The sequence below is a fragment of the Alterluteimonas muca genome (assembly GCF_021191595.1).
In the GTDB taxonomy this organism is placed as follows: Bacteria; Pseudomonadota; Gammaproteobacteria; order Xanthomonadales; family Xanthomonadaceae; genus Luteimonas; species Luteimonas muca.
The window spans coordinates 133547-148378 of record NZ_JAIWPS010000001.1 but is presented as its reverse complement, the minus strand read 5'-3'; the positions used below and the strand labels follow the sequence as shown (position 1 = coordinate 148378).

11 protein-coding genes and 1 pseudogene are annotated in these 14832 nt (G+C 69.4%); 6 read left to right on the top strand and 6 right to left on the bottom strand.

The window, feature by feature from the left end; all coding sequences use genetic code 11:
• Positions 1 to 14 precede the first annotated feature (14 nt).
• Complete coding sequence (locus LDO11_RS00685; protein ID WP_129134819.1) at positions 15 to 233, top strand: twin transmembrane helix small protein; 219 nt, start codon at positions 15 to 17, stop codon at positions 231 to 233.
• 278 nt (positions 234 to 511) lie between these two features.
• On the opposite strand, the gene LDO11_RS00680 is transcribed toward LDO11_RS00685, so the two are convergent.
• From LDO11_RS00680 to coxB, 4 genes and pseudogenes are all read right to left on the bottom strand, one after another.
• Entirely contained in the window at positions 512 to 1393 is an 882-nt protein-coding gene (locus LDO11_RS00680) for a cytochrome c oxidase subunit 3 (RefSeq protein WP_232139789.1), read from the bottom strand.
• 37 nt (positions 1394 to 1430) lie between these two features.
• Positions 1431 to 2018, bottom strand: coding sequence for a cytochrome c oxidase assembly protein (locus LDO11_RS00675; RefSeq protein ID WP_129134817.1), 588 nt, complete (start codon positions 2016 to 2018; stop codon positions 1431 to 1433).
• Positions 2019 to 2213: 195 nt separating this feature from the next.
• A pseudogene (ctaD, locus tag LDO11_RS00670) lies at positions 2214 to 3824 on the bottom strand (cytochrome c oxidase subunit I); the annotation flags it as partial.
• A gap of 30 nt (positions 3825 to 3854) precedes the next feature.
• Entirely contained in the window at positions 3855 to 4814 is a 960-nt protein-coding gene (coxB, locus tag LDO11_RS00665; protein ID WP_435574570.1) for a cytochrome c oxidase subunit II, read from the bottom strand.
• A 382-nt stretch (positions 4815 to 5196) separates the two neighbouring features.
• Here coxB and putA point away from each other — a divergent pair, with 382 nt between their 5' ends.
• Both putA and LDO11_RS00655 read left to right on the top strand, forming a co-directional pair.
• Positions 5197 to 8388, top strand: a complete 3192-nt coding sequence (gene putA / locus LDO11_RS00660; protein WP_232140307.1) for a bifunctional proline dehydrogenase/L-glutamate gamma-semialdehyde dehydrogenase PutA — start codon at positions 5197 to 5199, stop codon at positions 8386 to 8388.
• Between the two features lie 91 nt (positions 8389 to 8479).
• A complete protein-coding gene (locus LDO11_RS00655; protein WP_232139787.1) occupies positions 8480 to 9397 on the top strand; it encodes an AEC family transporter in 918 nt (305 codons plus the stop codon).
• Between the two features lie 499 nt (positions 9398 to 9896).
• On the opposite strand, the gene LDO11_RS00650 is transcribed toward LDO11_RS00655, so the two are convergent.
• Positions 9897 to 11240 (bottom strand): OmpP1/FadL family transporter, encoded by a 1344-nt coding sequence (locus LDO11_RS00650; RefSeq protein WP_232139786.1) that lies wholly within the window; start codon positions 11238 to 11240, stop codon positions 9897 to 9899.
• Positions 11241 to 11440: 200 nt separating this feature from the next.
• Between LDO11_RS00650 and LDO11_RS00645 the strand changes: the two genes are divergently transcribed.
• From LDO11_RS00645 to LDO11_RS00635, 3 genes are all read left to right on the top strand, one after another.
• Entirely contained in the window at positions 11441 to 12133 is a 693-nt protein-coding gene (locus LDO11_RS00645; RefSeq protein WP_129134812.1) for a rhomboid family intramembrane serine protease, read from the top strand.
• A gap of 70 nt (positions 12134 to 12203) precedes the next feature.
• The gene (locus tag LDO11_RS00640) at positions 12204 to 12524 is read left to right on the top strand and encodes a DUF1820 family protein (RefSeq protein ID WP_129134811.1); all 321 of its coding nucleotides are present in this window, start codon (positions 12204 to 12206) and stop codon (positions 12522 to 12524) included.
• A gap of 7 nt (positions 12525 to 12531) precedes the next feature.
• Positions 12532 to 13056, top strand: coding sequence for a hypothetical protein (locus tag LDO11_RS00635; protein WP_232139785.1), 525 nt, complete (start codon positions 12532 to 12534; stop codon positions 13054 to 13056).
• 7 nt (positions 13057 to 13063) lie between these two features.
• Here the strand turns inward: LDO11_RS00635 and LDO11_RS00630 are convergent, their stop codons facing one another.
• Positions 13064 to 14788: a S41 family peptidase gene (locus LDO11_RS00630; protein ID WP_232139784.1), complete on the bottom strand. Its 1725-nt coding sequence runs from the start codon at positions 14786 to 14788 to the stop codon at positions 13064 to 13066.
• Positions 14789 to 14832: the final 44 nt, after the last annotated feature.

Here is a 14832-nt window from a genome sequence, read left to right as displayed (position 1 = left end):
CGCCGGAGACCGCAATGAACGACTCGCTGAAGATCCTGCTGATCGCCGCCTTTCTGGTGCTCATCCTGTGGAACCTCGGCACTGGCCTGTATTACATGCTGGTCGACAAGGGCGAGACCAAGCGCACGGTCAATGCGCTGACCAAGCGCATCGGCCTGTCCGTGGCGCTGATCCTGCTGGTGATGCTGGCGATCTGGATGGGCTGGATCGAGCCGCACGGCGTCGGCGGGTAGGCCGCGCAGGGATGCCGGACCGGCATCACGACTCCGGGGATGCCTGCGGGCCGATGGGAGATGCGAACCGCGGGTGATGGCTGCTGGCAACCTGCGCCAGCCTCCACACGCGCCTTTCTGCCCTCATCCGGCGCTTCGCGCCACCTTCTCCCGCGGGCGGGAGAAGGGCCCAGTGTCGCTGGATCCAGCCTTATCGTTCCCGGCCGGTCACCCGCCGCCATGAAACAGCAGCGACGGGCAGCCTCCGCACCCCGCAGGGGATGCGATGCCCCGCGCCGTCAGACCACGTAGACGAACAGGAACAGGATCAGCCACACCACGTCGACGAAGTGCCAGTACCAGGCCACCGCCTCGAACGCGAAGTGGTTCTCGCGGGTGAAGTGGCCCTTCAGGCAGCGGAACCAGATCACGATCAGCATGATCGTGCCCAGCGTCACGTGCGCGCCGTGGAAGCCGGTGAGCATGAAGAACGTGGAGCCGTAGATGCCCGAACCCAGCGTCAGGTTGAGGTCGCGGTAGGCGTGGATGTATTCCTCGATCTGGAAGAACAGGAACACGCAGCCCAGCGCGATGGTGGCGCCGAGAAACCACAGCAGCTGCAGGCGGTGGCCGGCCTTGAGCGCATGGTGGGCGATGGTGATGGTCACGCCCGAGGCCAGCAGCAGCAGCGTGTTGAGCAGCGGCAGGCCCCAGGCCGGGATGGTCTGGAAGCCACCGCCGACGTCACCCGGGCCGGCGCTCGGCCAGGCCGCGCTGAATCCGCCCCACAGCACCTCGTTGGTCGCCATGCCGGAACCCTCGCCACCCAGCCACGGCAACGACAGCGTGCGCGCATAGAACAGGGCGCCGAAGAACGCACCGAAGAACATGATCTCGGAGAAGATGAACCACACCATCCCCATCCGGAACGAGCCGTCCACGCGCCTGTTGTAGTAGCCCGACACCGACTCCAGGATCACGTCGGCGAACCACTTGAACAGGATCGCGCAGAGTCCGGCGACGCCGACGAAGAAGGTGACCTGCCCCCAGGCGGAATCGTTGAACCAGCCGGCCAGTCCGAACATGGTCACGAACAGGGCGACCGACGCGAACAGCGGCCACTTGCTTTGATGCGGCACGAAGTAGGTGTCGCTGTCGTGGGTAGCGGGAGCTTGGGCCATGGCGGTGTTCCGTCGGATGCTGCGGTCGGTTGGGGTTCTAGCGCGTCGCGCGCGCGGTGGAGAGCGCCCCGGCCCGCGGCGCCTGCGACAGGCGTTCGGTGGCGAGGTCGTTCTTGTAGAACATGTAGGAGAGGGTAACCGTGTTCACGTCGGCCGGCAGTGCCGGGTCGATGATGAAACGCACCGGCATGTCACGGGTCTCGCCGGCCTGCAGGGTCTGCAGGGTGAAGCAGAAGCATTCGGTCTTCTGGAAGTAGCCCGACGCACGCGCCGGCGCCACCGAAGGCGTTGCGCTGCCGACCACCGGGCCCGCGCTGTTGTTGTGCGCGTAGTAGGTGGTCTCGTAGACCTCGCCCACGCGCACGCGCCGGTTGGTCTCGTTGGGGCGGAACGACCACGGCAGCTTGGAATTGACGCTGCCGTCGAATTCCACCGTCACCCAGCGCTCGGCGACCGGCGTGGCGGATACCGCGGCGGATTCACTGACCGCGGACCCGTCGAGACGGATGCCGAACACCTTCTCGCAGGCGATGCGGTAGATCGGCACCAGCGAGAAGGTGAAGGCGAACGCCGCCACCGCCACGCCGACCAGCTTGACCACATCCGACTTGCGCGCCCCGCTCACCGTCCCAGTACTCCCGAAAGTATGAAGACCACGTAGATCGTCACCGCCACCGCGCCGATCACCAGCGCGGTACGCCGCGCGCGCCGCCGGTTTCCGGCGACGCGGGCGGGATCCTGGCGTGGATCAGGCCTTTCTTGCATTGCTGTCGGTCGCGGTGTCGATGTGCGAGCTGGTGTCGTCGTAGTCCAGGAGCTCGATATCGCCATGCGCCAGGTCACCGGGGCGGATCACCGGCGGCGTGGTGAAGGTGTGGTGCGGGGCCGGCGACGGCACCGTCCACTCCAGGCCACGCGCCCCTTCCCACGGACGTGCCGGGGCCGGGGCGCCCTTCTTCAGCGAATGGAACAGGATGCCGAACATCAGGAACGGGGTGACGAACATGCCGAACGCACCGATCGAGCTCACCAGGTTCCAGTCGGCGAACACCACGTTGTAGTCCGGGATGCGGCGCGGCATGCCGGCCAGGCCGAGGAAGTGCTGCGGGAAGAACAGCAGGTTGACGAACACCACCGTCCACCAGAAGTGCACCTTGGCCCAGGTCTCGTTGTACATGCGCCCGGACCACTTCGGCCACCAGTAGTAGACCGCGGCGATGATGCCGAACAGCGCGCCGGTCACCAGCACGTAATGGAAGTGCGCGACCACGAAGTAGGTGTCGTGGTACTGGAAGTCGGCCGGCACGATGGCGAGCATCAGCCCGGAGAAACCGCCGATCGAGAAAAGGATCACGAACGCGATCGACCACAGCATCGGGCTTTCGAAGGTCAGCGCACCGCGCCACATCGTCGACACCCAGTTGAACACCTTCACCCCGGTGGGGATGGCGATCAGCATCGTGGCGAACATGAAGTAGATCTCGCCACCCAGCGGCATGCCCACGGTGAACATGTGGTGGGCCCAGACGATGAAGCTCAGGAACGCGATCGCCGCGGTGGCGTAGACCATCGCCTGGTAGCCGAACAGCGGCTTGCGGCTGAAGGTCGGGATGATCTCCGAGACCACGCCGAATGCCGGCAGGATCATGATGTAGACCTCGGGATGCCCGAAGAACCAGAAGATGTGCTGGTACATCACCGGGTCGCCGCCGCCGGCAGCATAGAAGAAGCTGGTGCTGAAGAACTTGTCGGTGAGCAGCATGGTCACCGCGCCCGCCAGCACCGGCATCACCGCGATCAGCAGGAACGCGGTGATCAGCCAGGTCCAGCAGAAGATCGGCATCTTCAGCAGGTCGATGCCCGGCGCGCGCATGTTGAGCACGGTGGCGATGACGTTGATCGCGCCCATGATCGAGCTGATGCCCATCATGTGGATGGCGAAGATGGTGAACGCGACGTTGTTGCCGCCCTGCAGCGACAGCGGCGGGTACAGCGTCCAGCCGCTGGCGGGGCCGCCGTCGGGCAGGAACAGCGTCATCAGCAGCATCGCGAAGGCGAACGGCAGGATCCAGAACGACCAGTTGTTCATGCGCGGCAGCGCCATGTCCGGCGCGCCGATCTGCAGCGGGATCATCCAGTTGGCCAGGCCCACGAAGGCCGGCATCACGCCGCCGAAGATCATCACCAGCGCATGCATGGTGACCATCTGGTTGAAGAACATCGGCTCGACCATCTGCAGGCCGGGCACGGTGAGCTCGGCGCGGATGATCACGCTCATCGCGGCGCCGATGATGAACATCACGAACGAGAACAGCAGGTACAGCGTGCCGATGTCCTTGTGGTTCGTGGAGAAGAACCAGCGCTCGACGAAGCTCTGCTTGTGGCCGTGCTCGTCGGTGGTGTGGTCGGCGTGGGCGGTATGGGTGGACATGGCGTGGCCTGGAAGTCTGGGTGGGATCGATCAGCCGGCGACAGGCGCGGCGATCGTCTCGGCAGGAATGCGCGCGGTGGCGTCCGCGGCGGGGGCGGCCGGCTCCACTTCCGGCTGCGCGGGGGTGGCCGGTGCGGCCGGGGTCGCCGGCTGCGGCGCGTTGGCGACCTTCTCGGCGGCCAACCAGGTGTCGAACTCGGCGCGCGGCACGGCGCGCACCACGATCGGCATGAAGGCATGGTCCTTGCCGCACAGCTCGGCGCACTGGCCGCGGTAGACGCCCGGCTCGAGGATCTCGGTCCAGGCCTCGTTGATGATTCCGGGGATGGCGTCCTGCTTCCAGCCCAGCGCCGGCACCCACCAGGAATGGATGACGTCGTCGGCGGTGATCACGAAGCGGACCTTGGTGTCGACCGGCAGCACCAGCTCGTTGTCGACCTCGAGCAGGTAGTTGCCGTGGGCCTCGAGCTGCTCGCGGGTGGCCGAGGGATCCTGGCGCAGGCGGTCGCTCTCGCGGTCCATGCGGCTGACGATGGTGACGTCCTCGCCCATGTACTCGTAGGTCCACATCCACTGGTAGCCGGTGACCTTGACGGTCATCTCGGAATCGCGGGTGTCGTACATCACGATCAGCTTCTGGGTGGCGGGGATCGCCATGATCACCAGCAGGATCACCGGGATCACCGTCCAGATGACCTCGGCGATGGTGTTGTGGCTGAACTGCGCCGCCACCGCACCGCGCGACTTGCGGTGGAAGAACATCGCCCAGCCCATCGCCGCGAACACGATCGCGCCGATCGCCACGCACACCCACAGCGCGAACATGTGCGCGTCGTAGGCATGCTGGGCGGTGGAGGTGACGCCGCGGCCCATGTTGAGCTGCCACCGGTGCGGATCTGCGGATTGCGCGAGCGCCGTGGCGGGCGCGGACATGGCGAGCGCGATGAGCGCGCAGCGCATGCCCCAGGGGTTGGAACGACCGGCTTGCATCACGATGGGACCCCGAATGCCTGATGGCGGATGGCTGGCAGCGGACGCGACCATCTACTGTTCCCGGCGAGCCGGGGACGTGCGCAGAAGCGGCGGCGTACTGCGGATAATCGCTGCATGGTAGCGGCGCGCGCTTGCGAGGGGCAAGCAGCCGCACATAGCGGCACTGGCGCGGGGTAAAACCGCGGCGTGACGCGGCCGGTGCCCCCCGACGCCTGCGCGACCCCGGCGACGATGACCGTGGGGCGCCCTTCCTCACGCGGCGGCAAGCTGAATCATGCGCCATTGCGACGCGTGGAAGCGGCCGGATCGGTCTGTCCGCGACCGGGGCCGCCACCTAGAATGGACCGTTTCCCTGTCCTGCGCGGTTGCCGTGTCCGAAATCGTCTCCCCAGAGCTTCCCCCGCAGCAGGCGGCACCGCGCGCGGCCATCACCTCGGCGTGGATCCGCGACGAGGCGACCCACGTCCGCGCCCTGCTCGACCGGGCACGCCTGCCGGCCGCCGACACCGCCGCGGTGCAGGCCACCGCCGCCGACCTGGTGCGCCGGGTGCGCGAGCGCGCACGCCACCAGGGCGCGATCGAGGCCTTCATGCAGCAGTACGACCTCGGCAGCGAGGAAGGCGTGCTGCTGATGTGCGTGGCCGAAGCCCTGCTGCGCATCCCCGACGAGGACACCGCCGACCGCCTGATCCGCGACAAGCTCGGCGAGGCCGACTGGAAGAAGCACATGGGCCAGTCGGATTCGCTGCTGGTCAACGCCTCCACCTGGGGCCTGATGCTGACCGGGCGGCTGGTCGACCTTGCCGATGAAACCCGCCGCGATGCCCACAGCGCGTTCAAGCGCCTGATCGGCCGCGTCGGCGAGCCGGTGATCCGCCTGGCCACCCGCCAGGCGATGAAGATCATGGGCCACCAGTTCGTGATGGGCCGCACCATCGACGAGGCGCTGGCACGCAGCCGCAAGGGTGCGAACGCCAGCTACCGCTATTCCTTCGACATGCTCGGCGAGGCCGCGCTCACCGACGCCGATGCCGCGCGCTACCTGAAGGCCTACCGCCTGGCCATCGATGCGATCGGCCAGCACCGCGACCGCCCGCGCGGCGACGGCCCGGACGCGGTGTTCGCGGCGCCATCGATCTCGGTGAAGCTGTCGGCGCTGCATCCGCGCTACGAGCACGCCAACCGCGCCAACGTGCTGGCGGAACTGGTGCCGGCACTGCTGTCGCTGGCACAGCAGGCGAAAGGCCACGGCATCGGCCTGACCATCGACGCCGAGGAAGCCGACCGCCTGGAGCTGTCGCTCGACGTCATCGAGCGCGCCTGGCGCGACCCGTCGCTGGCCGGCTGGGAAGGCTTCGGCATCGTCGTGCAGGCCTACCAGAAGCGCGCGCCGTTCGTGCTCGACTGGATCATCGACCTCGCCCGCCAGGGTGGCCGCCGGATTCCGGTGCGGCTGGTCAAGGGCGCGTACTGGGACAGCGAGATCAAGCGCGCCCAGGTCGATGGCCACCCCGACTACCCGGTGTTCACCCGCAAGCCCAACACCGACGTCAGCTATCTGGCCAACGCGCGCAGGCTGATCGAGGCCGCGGACCTCGTGTACCCGATGTTCGCCACCCACAACGCGCACACCATTGCCGCGGTGCACCGCATGGCCGGGCTGTACCTGCCGGCACCGGCGCGCGCCAAGACCACGCCGTACGAGTTCCAGAAGCTGCACGGCATGGGCGACGACCTGTATGCCGAGGTGATCCCCGCCGACCGCCTCGGCGTGCCCTGCCGCGTGTACGCGCCGGTGGGCAGCCACGAGGACCTGCTGCCGTACCTGGTGCGGCGCCTGCTCGAGAACGGCGCCAACTCCAGCTTCGTCAACCGCATCAGCGACGGGACCGTGCCGGTCGAGGCGCTGGTGCAGGACCCGGTCGAGACGGTCGCCGGCTACGACAGCATTCCCCACCCCCGCATTCCGCTGCCGGTCGACCTCTACCGCAGCCAGGGCCACGACAGGAGCAATTCGATGGGCGTCAACCTCGCCAACGACGACCAGCTGCGCCAGCTCGCCGAGCAGGTCAATGCGCACGGCATGGGCTGGCGCGCTGCGCCGCTGGTGCCGGGTGCGCAGCCGGGCGGCATGCAGATCGCGGTGACCAACCCCGCCGATCGCCGCCAGACCGTCGGCCACTGGCTGCCGGCCGACGAGGCCACGGTGGAACGTGCGCTCGCCAACGCGGTCGCCGCGCAGCCGCGCTGGGACGCCATTCCGGCCGCCTCGCGTGCGGCGATCCTCGAACATGCCGCCGACCTGCTGGAAGCGCGCATGCCGCAGTTCATCGCGCTGTGCACCCGTGAGGCCGGCAAGAGCATTCCCGATGGCGTGGCCGAAGTGCGCGAGGCGGTGGACTTCCTGCGCTACTACGCCGGCCAGGCGCGCACCCTGTTCCTGCCCGAGGCGATGCCCGGCCCCACCGGCGAGAGCAACACGCTGCAGCTCGCCGGCCGCGGCGTGTTCGTGTGCATCAGCCCGTGGAACTTCCCGCTGGCGATCTTCGCCGGCCAGGTGGCCGCGGCGCTGGCCGCCGGCAACAGCGTGATCGCCAAGCCGGCGGAGCAGACCACGCTCACCGGCTATTACGCGGTCGAGCTGCTGCATGAGGCCGGCGTTCCCGCCGACGTGCTGCAGTTCGTGCCGGGCGACGGCGCCACCGTGGGCAGTGCGCTGACCCGCGACGACCGCGTCGCCGGCGTGGCCTTCACCGGCTCGACGTTCACCGCGCGCGCGATCAACCGGGCACTCGCCGCGCGCGACGCCGCGATCGCGGTGCTGATCGCCGAGACCGGCGGCCAGAACGCGCTGATCGCCGATTCGTCCTCGCTGCCCGAGCAGCTGATCAAGGACGTGCTGGGTTCGGCGTTCACCTCGGCCGGACAGCGCTGCTCGGCGGCCCGCGTGCTGTTCGTGCAGGACGACATCGCCGACAAGGTCATCGAGATGCTGGCCGGCGCGATGGCCAGGCTGCGCGTCGGCGACCCGGCGCTGCTGTCGACCGACGTCGGTCCGGTGATCGACGACGAGGCGGTGCGCATGCTCGAGCAGCACGCCGAACGCATGGGTTCCGAGGCGCGGCTGATCGCGCGCGCGCAGCCGACCCCGGCGATGGAGCACGGCACGTTCTTCCTGCCGCATGCGTGGGAGCTGAAGTCGCTGTCGCAGCTCGACCACGAGAAGTTCGGCCCGGCGCTGCACGTGATCCGCTGGAAGGCGAATGAACTCGACCAGGTGATCGACCACATCAACACCACCGGCTACGGGCTGACGCTGGGCATCCATTCGCGCATCGACGAGACGGTCGACAGGATCACCGCGCGGGTGCGGGTGGGCAACGTCTACGTCAACCGCAACCAGATCGGTGCGGTGGTCGGCGTGCAGCCGTTCGGTGGCCAGGGCCTGTCGGGCACCGGTCCCAAGGCCGGCGGCCCGCACTACCTGGCGCGCTTCGCCACCGAGAAGGCGGTGACCGTCAACACCACCGCGGCCGGCGGCAACGCCTCGCTGTTGACGCTCGAAGACTGATCCTCCCGGCATCCGGCCATCACGACGCCACGGCCTGCCGTGGCGTCGTCGTTTCAGGCATGTCGTTGCCCTTCCCCCTTCACGGTCCGCCATGGCATTCGATGCGTTCGCACTGATCCTGACCATGCTCGCGCTGGGCATGCTGTTCGCACGCCTGGACGTGTTGCCCGACAGCGCGGCGGAAACGCTCAACCGGGTGGTGCTGTACGTGTGCCTGCCGGCGGCGGTGCTGATCTACGTGCCGCGGTTGCGCTTCGATGCCTCGCTGGTGGGTGTGGCGGTGACGCCGTGGCTGCTGGCGGTGATCAGTTCGCTGCTGGTGCTGGCGCTGGCCCGGGTGCTGCGGCTGCGCCGGGACGAGACCGGTGCGCTGCTGCTGCTCACCGCGCTGGGCAACAGCAGCTTCATCGGTTTTCCGATGGTGCGTGCGCTGCTGGGCGACGCGGCGCTGCCGTACGCGGTGGTCTACGACCAGTTCGGCACCTTCGTGCTGCTGTCGACCTTCGGCCTGTACGTGCTGGCGCGCTACTCCGGCGATACGCCCCCGACGATGCGCGAGATCGGGCTGCGCATCGTGCGGTTTCCGCCGCTGTGGGCGCTGATGGTCGGCCTGACGGTGATGCCCGAGCAGCCGCCGACATGGATCGCCGGCGGCCTGCAGAAGCTTGCCGACGCGCTGCTGCCGCTGGTGATGCTGGCGGTGGGACTGTCGATCCGCCTGCGGCTGCCGCGTGACGAGCTGCGCCCGCTGGCCGCGGGCCTGGTGATCAAGCTGGTGTTGATGCCGGCCTGCGCGTTGCTGCTGTCGCTGGCATTCCGGATGCCGTCGCCGATGTTCCAGACCAACGTGATCGAATCGGCGATGCCGAGCATGATCACCGCGGCGGCGCTGGCGATCTCCCACGGCCTCGCGCCGCGGTTGGTCGCGGCGCTTGTCGGTTACGGCATCGTGCTGTCGCTGGCCACACTGCCGGCGTGGGCCTGGCTGCTGGAGCGGCTGGCGGGCTGATCCCGGTGCGTACCTGGGTGGAGCGGACTCCGGGTGAGCGGCTGCCGGATCGGGCGGAAGCAGGAGACCTTTCTTTAGATCGAGGTATGCGGCTCTGGGGGAACCCGGGGCGGCCCACCACGGCCACAGGGGGATGCCCAGCCGGATATCTCCGCGTCCTGCTCCCACATCCGGCCGCCGGCCATCCATGGCCGGCTCTGGACATCCCCCTGCGTCCGCGGTGGGCCCCGACCTGTGGTCGCGCCGGAACGGAAGTCAGAGACGAAGAGCAATCCGGGACGCCATGCAGGCAATCCGCCAGCAGCCTCTGCTCTTCGTACCGAAGTCCACGAACGTCTGAGCCCGGTGCGCGCGACGGGCAGCGCGGCTCACGACGAAGCAGCTCAAAGGGGGCTCGAACACCCTGGCGATCATGCTCACCTAGGGGCCTGGAGAGGACCCAAGAAAAAGCCCCGCCGAAGCGGGGCTTTTCCGGATCACGCAGCGTGCTTCAGGACACTCAGAAGCGGTACTGCGCCGAGATGCCGAACAGGTTGGCGTTGCCGTCGAACGGACCCGACAGGCTGTAGCCCGGCTCGCTGATGTCGATGCGCGGGTCCTTCGGCTCGATGCGGGTGTAGGCGAAGTTCATGTCGAACGCGTCGGACACGCGCCAGGTGGCGCCGAGCGAGTAGAACATACGGTTCGCGTCGGGCAGGCGCGGGGTGCGGTGCTCGATGCTGGTCGGGGTTTCGTCGTACGCCACGCCGGCACGCAGGGTCCAGGTGTCGTTGAGCATGTACTCGCCGCCCAGCGCGTAGTAGGACACGTCGCTCCAGCCGAACGGCTCGACCGAATCGGGATCCGGGTTGTCGAACTGGATGCGCACTTCGCGCAGCGACGACCAGCCGATGTGCGAGTAGGTGCCCATCAGCGCGAAGCGGTCGGTGGCCTGCCAGGTCACGCCGACGTTGAGGATCGACGGCGTGGTCAGCTCGGCGAACGCACCGCCATCGGCGAACAGCTGCGCGGTCATCGGGCTGGCGTTGAACACGGTGCGCACGTTGTCCGGCACGGTCCAGTCGGCGGTGCCGGTCAGCTCGTAGTCGATCTCGGAGCGGTAGCTCACGCCGATCGCCACGGTGTCGGTCGGGCGCAGGTGCATGCCGACCACGTAGCCGAAGCCCACGTCGTCGCCCTGGATCTCGGCGGTCCCGTCAGCCGCCTGCGGGCGGGCGAACGGCAGCGCGCGGGTCGCCGGGTTGGAGAACAGCAGGGTGCCGAAGTCGACGCCGCGCGACAGGGTGACGTCGGCCTGCGAGAAGATCAGGCCGGCACCGATCGAGAAGCGGTCGGTCACGTCGAGCGCACCCGACAGGGCCAGGTCGACGACCTGCACGTCGGAGTTCAGCGCCGAATAGCGGCCCATCCAGCCGTCGTCGTATTCGGTGGCCAGGCCGAACGGGGCGCTGATCATCGCGCCGACCGCCAGGCCGTTGTCGAGCTTGTGCACCACCGACAGCGCCGGCACCGGGATGACGTCGCCGGCGTTGCCGCCGTTGTTGCCGGTCAGCGGCTGGCCGGCGGCATCGGTGCCGCTGCCCTGGAATTCATAGTTGAGGTCGATGACGGTGACATCGGCCTGCATGGTGGTGCCTTCGAACTGGGTCATCGCGGCCGGGTTGTTGGTCACGACCGAGCTGTCGCCGATCTTGGCCGCGGTGCCGGCGAACGAGGTGCCCTGGGACTTGACGCTGTTTTCCTTGAGCTGGAAGCCGGCGGCGGCGGCGTTGCCGGAAGCAAGCGCGCCGGCCACGCCGAGCGCGAGCGCGGACAGGGTCAGGAGGCGGGTATGGCTGAGCATGGGGTAAGGAACTCCGATGACGGTGTGGGAAGACGCACCGCCGCGGCCCGGGCCTTGTGCCGGCCTGGTCCCGTCCATCGGAAGCTCCCTCCCGAACGCGGTGCGCGCCGCACTATACCGTACGGTCCGGAGCGGTTACTCGACGCGCTGCCGCATTTTCCGGCTGCTATCGTGACGGCATCCGCGCCATCGCCGCCTGCATGTTCGTTGCCGTCCCCACCCGCGCACGCACCCTGTTCCGCTGGGCCACGCCCCTGCTGGCCGCGCTGCTGTGGCTGGCCTACGTGGCCGCCGCCATGCGCCCGGATGCGGTGCGCCACGACCTGGTGCTGGAATGGGGCGCGCTGAGCGGCGGCCTGGCACCGCCCGACCTGTGGCGCACCTGGGCGGAATCCGAACGCTGGCTGCGGCTGCTGACCGCGCTGTTCCTGCATGCCGACTGGACCCACCTGCTGGGCAACCTGGTGTTCCTGATGATCTTCGGCCTGCCGGCCGAGCGGGCGATGGGCTCCTGGCGGTTGCTGCTGCTGTTCCTGGTCGGCGGCGCGTTCGCGAACTTCATCGCCGCGCTGGCGATCGGTGCACCCGACCGGCTGATCATCGGCGCCAGCGGCGCGGTATCGGCGATCATCGGCGCCTACCTCGCGCTGTTTCCCAGCGCGCGGCTCGGGGTGGTGGTGCCGCTGGGGCTGTTCCTGGAGTTCGTGCGCGCACCGGCCTCGCTGCTGATCGGCATCTGGGCGCTCTTGCAGGTGGTGTTCGCCTTTATCGGCCCGGCCTTCGGCACCGTGGCGTGGGCGGCGCATGTCGGCGGCTTCCTGTTCGGGGTGGCGTTCGCGGTGGCGTCCCGCGGGGCGATCGCACGCCGGCTGCGCCGCCGCAACGGCTACTGACGGCGACACTGCGCGCGCTGCGTGCCGCGCGCTCACCACCGCCGATGTGGCGCCTTCTATAATCCGCGGCATGTCCAGGCCGCTGTACAAGATCAGCTTCCTCAACCACGGCCGTGTCTACGAGCTGTACGCGCGCCGCGTGGCCAGCGGCAGCCTGTGGGGCTTCGTCGAGGTCGCCGACCTGGTGTTCGATGTCCACGACACCCTGGTGGTCGACCCCACCGAGGAACGCCTGCGCAGCGAGTTCGCCGACACCCGGGTGCTGCACCTGCCGATGCAGAGCGTGCTGCGGGTGGAGGAAGTGGAGCGCAAGGGACAGTCGGCGATCCGCGATGCGGAGTCCGGCGAGCGCGTGGTCACGCCGTTCCCGTTCCCGGCCAAGCCGCGCTGAGTCCGGCATGGCTGCGCCCGGCGTCCACATCGCACGCCTGAGCGCCGCCGCCGCGGCCCTGGTGCTCGTACTGGGTGCCTGCACCCGCACGCCAACGCCTGCCGCCGACACCGCGGATCCCGCCAGCGCACCCACGGGTAACGGCTTCACCGTCACCCTGGTGCTGTCGGAGGCGGCCTCGCGCATCGTCGCCGTCGAGCACGCGACGATCACGGTGACGGCGGAGTGGTTCGGCTATCCCACCGTGGCCGCGCAGCAGCGCCGCGTGCCCGGCACCGAGCAGCCATGGCTCAGCCTGCATCGCGACAGCCGCGAGACCGGCGGTGCCGGGGAGGTGCATTTCCGCTCGCCGGTGTTCGCCGCCGCGGACCTCGCGCTGATCGAGGGCCGGCGGCCGCAGCTGCGCATCGAGGTGCACGACGGCAACGGCAATGCCGGCGAGGCGCTGCTCGATTGCGGCGCCTTCCAGGGAGAACTCGCGGTCGCCGAACGCGACGGCGTCGTGATCGACTGCCGGCTGGCCGCGGAGTAGCGCGGGCTCAGCCGCCGGCGTCGGCCGGTTCGGGCACCTGATCCTGCGGCGTGGTGGACTCGCCTTGCGCGGCGTCGCCGTCCGGTCCCACCGTGTCATCGACGGAGGCGTCGTCGTCTGCCGCCTCGCCGGCGGGCGTGGCGGCGGGTGCGACGTCGTCCGTGGCGGTGCCAGCCGGGGCTTGGTCATCCGCGGCCGGCGCGGCAGGAGCTCCGGCCTGCGCGGCGGCAGTCGTTGTGGACGCTGCCGGCACCGTGGCGCCGCCCTTCAGCTCCGCCAGCGCCGCGTCGATCGGCCCATCGCCGTCCAGCACTGCGCCGGCGCTGTCGCCGGGCAGGCCTTCCTCCTCGTCGCCACGCAGGTGCCCCGGCAGCGCGGCTTCCGACCAGCCATTGCGTGCCGGCGCATCGCCGCCTTCGGGCATCAGCTCGCGGTCGGGATCGATGCCGCGGGCCTGGATCGAGCGCCCGCTCGGGGTGTAGTAGCGCGCGGTGGTGAGCTTGACCGAGTCGCCGTTGTCGAGCGGCAGCACGGTCTGCACCGAGCCCTTGCCGAAGGTGCGGCTGCCGATGATGCGGGCGCGGTCGTTGTCGCGCAGCGCGCCGGCCAGCACTTCCGACGCGCTGGCCGACCCGGCATCGACGATCACCACCACCGGCGCACCGGCCAGCAGGTCGCCCGGGGTGGCGTTGAACACCGCCTCGCTGATCGGGATGCGCCCGCGGGTGCTGACGATCTGGCCACTGTCGAGCAGGTCGTCGGCGATCTGCACCGCACCGGTCAACAGCCCGCCCGGGTTGCTGCGCAGGTCCAGCACCAGCCCGCGCAACGCGCCATCGGCCTGCAGCGCCTTCAGCTGGCGCTGGAACTCGGCCGCGGTGTCGACCTGGAAGGCGCTGACGCGGATATAGCCGTATCCCGGCTCGAGCATGCGCGAGCGCACGCTGACCACGCGGATGGTCTCGCGCTCGACGGGGATCTCCAGCGGCGCCGGCTCGCCCTCGCGCATCACCGTCAGGGTGAGCGACGTACCGGGGGTGCCGCGCAACGGGCCATGGCCCTCGTGGCTGGCCGGCGTCAGCGGCACCCCGTCGACGGCGACGATCGCATCGCCCGAACGCAGGCCCGCGCGCGCGGCCGGGGTGCCGTCGATGGGTGCGACCACGCGCAGCCCACCCTCCGGCAGCTGGATCACTTCCACGCCGATGCCGCTGTAGGCGCCGGTGGTGCTCTCGTCGAACGCCTCGGCATCCTCGGCGGCGAGATAGGCGCTGTGGGGGTCGAGGTCGAGCAGCAGGCCGCGGATCGCCGACTGCATCAGCTCGGCATCGTCGACCGGCTCCACATAGGCCTCGCGCACCGCGTTGTAGACCGCCACGTAACGCTTGATCTCGTCCAGCGGCACCCGCCGCGAGGGCTGGGTGCCGGCATCGGGGTCGTCGGCGGCCGGGACCGCAAGCGCCTGCTCGCGCTCGTCGGGCGGCGGCGCGGGCTGCTCCGGGTCGACTCGCTCCGGGTCGGCGGGCTGCTCGGGAGCAGGTTGCCCGGGAACCGGTTGCCCGGGGGCGTGCTGCGGGGCAGCGTCCTGCGGCGCGGCGCGGTCGGCGTCCGCGGTGGGCGTGGCCTCGCTTGCGGGTACGCCGGCGTCCGGCGGGTCGGCCGGCGGCGTCTGCGCCAGCAACGGCGCTGACAGCAGGCCGGCGATCAGGAGCGGCAACAGGCGCACACGCATGCAACGTTTCTCCGGGTAGGTCGCCCGATTATGCACGCGTGCAT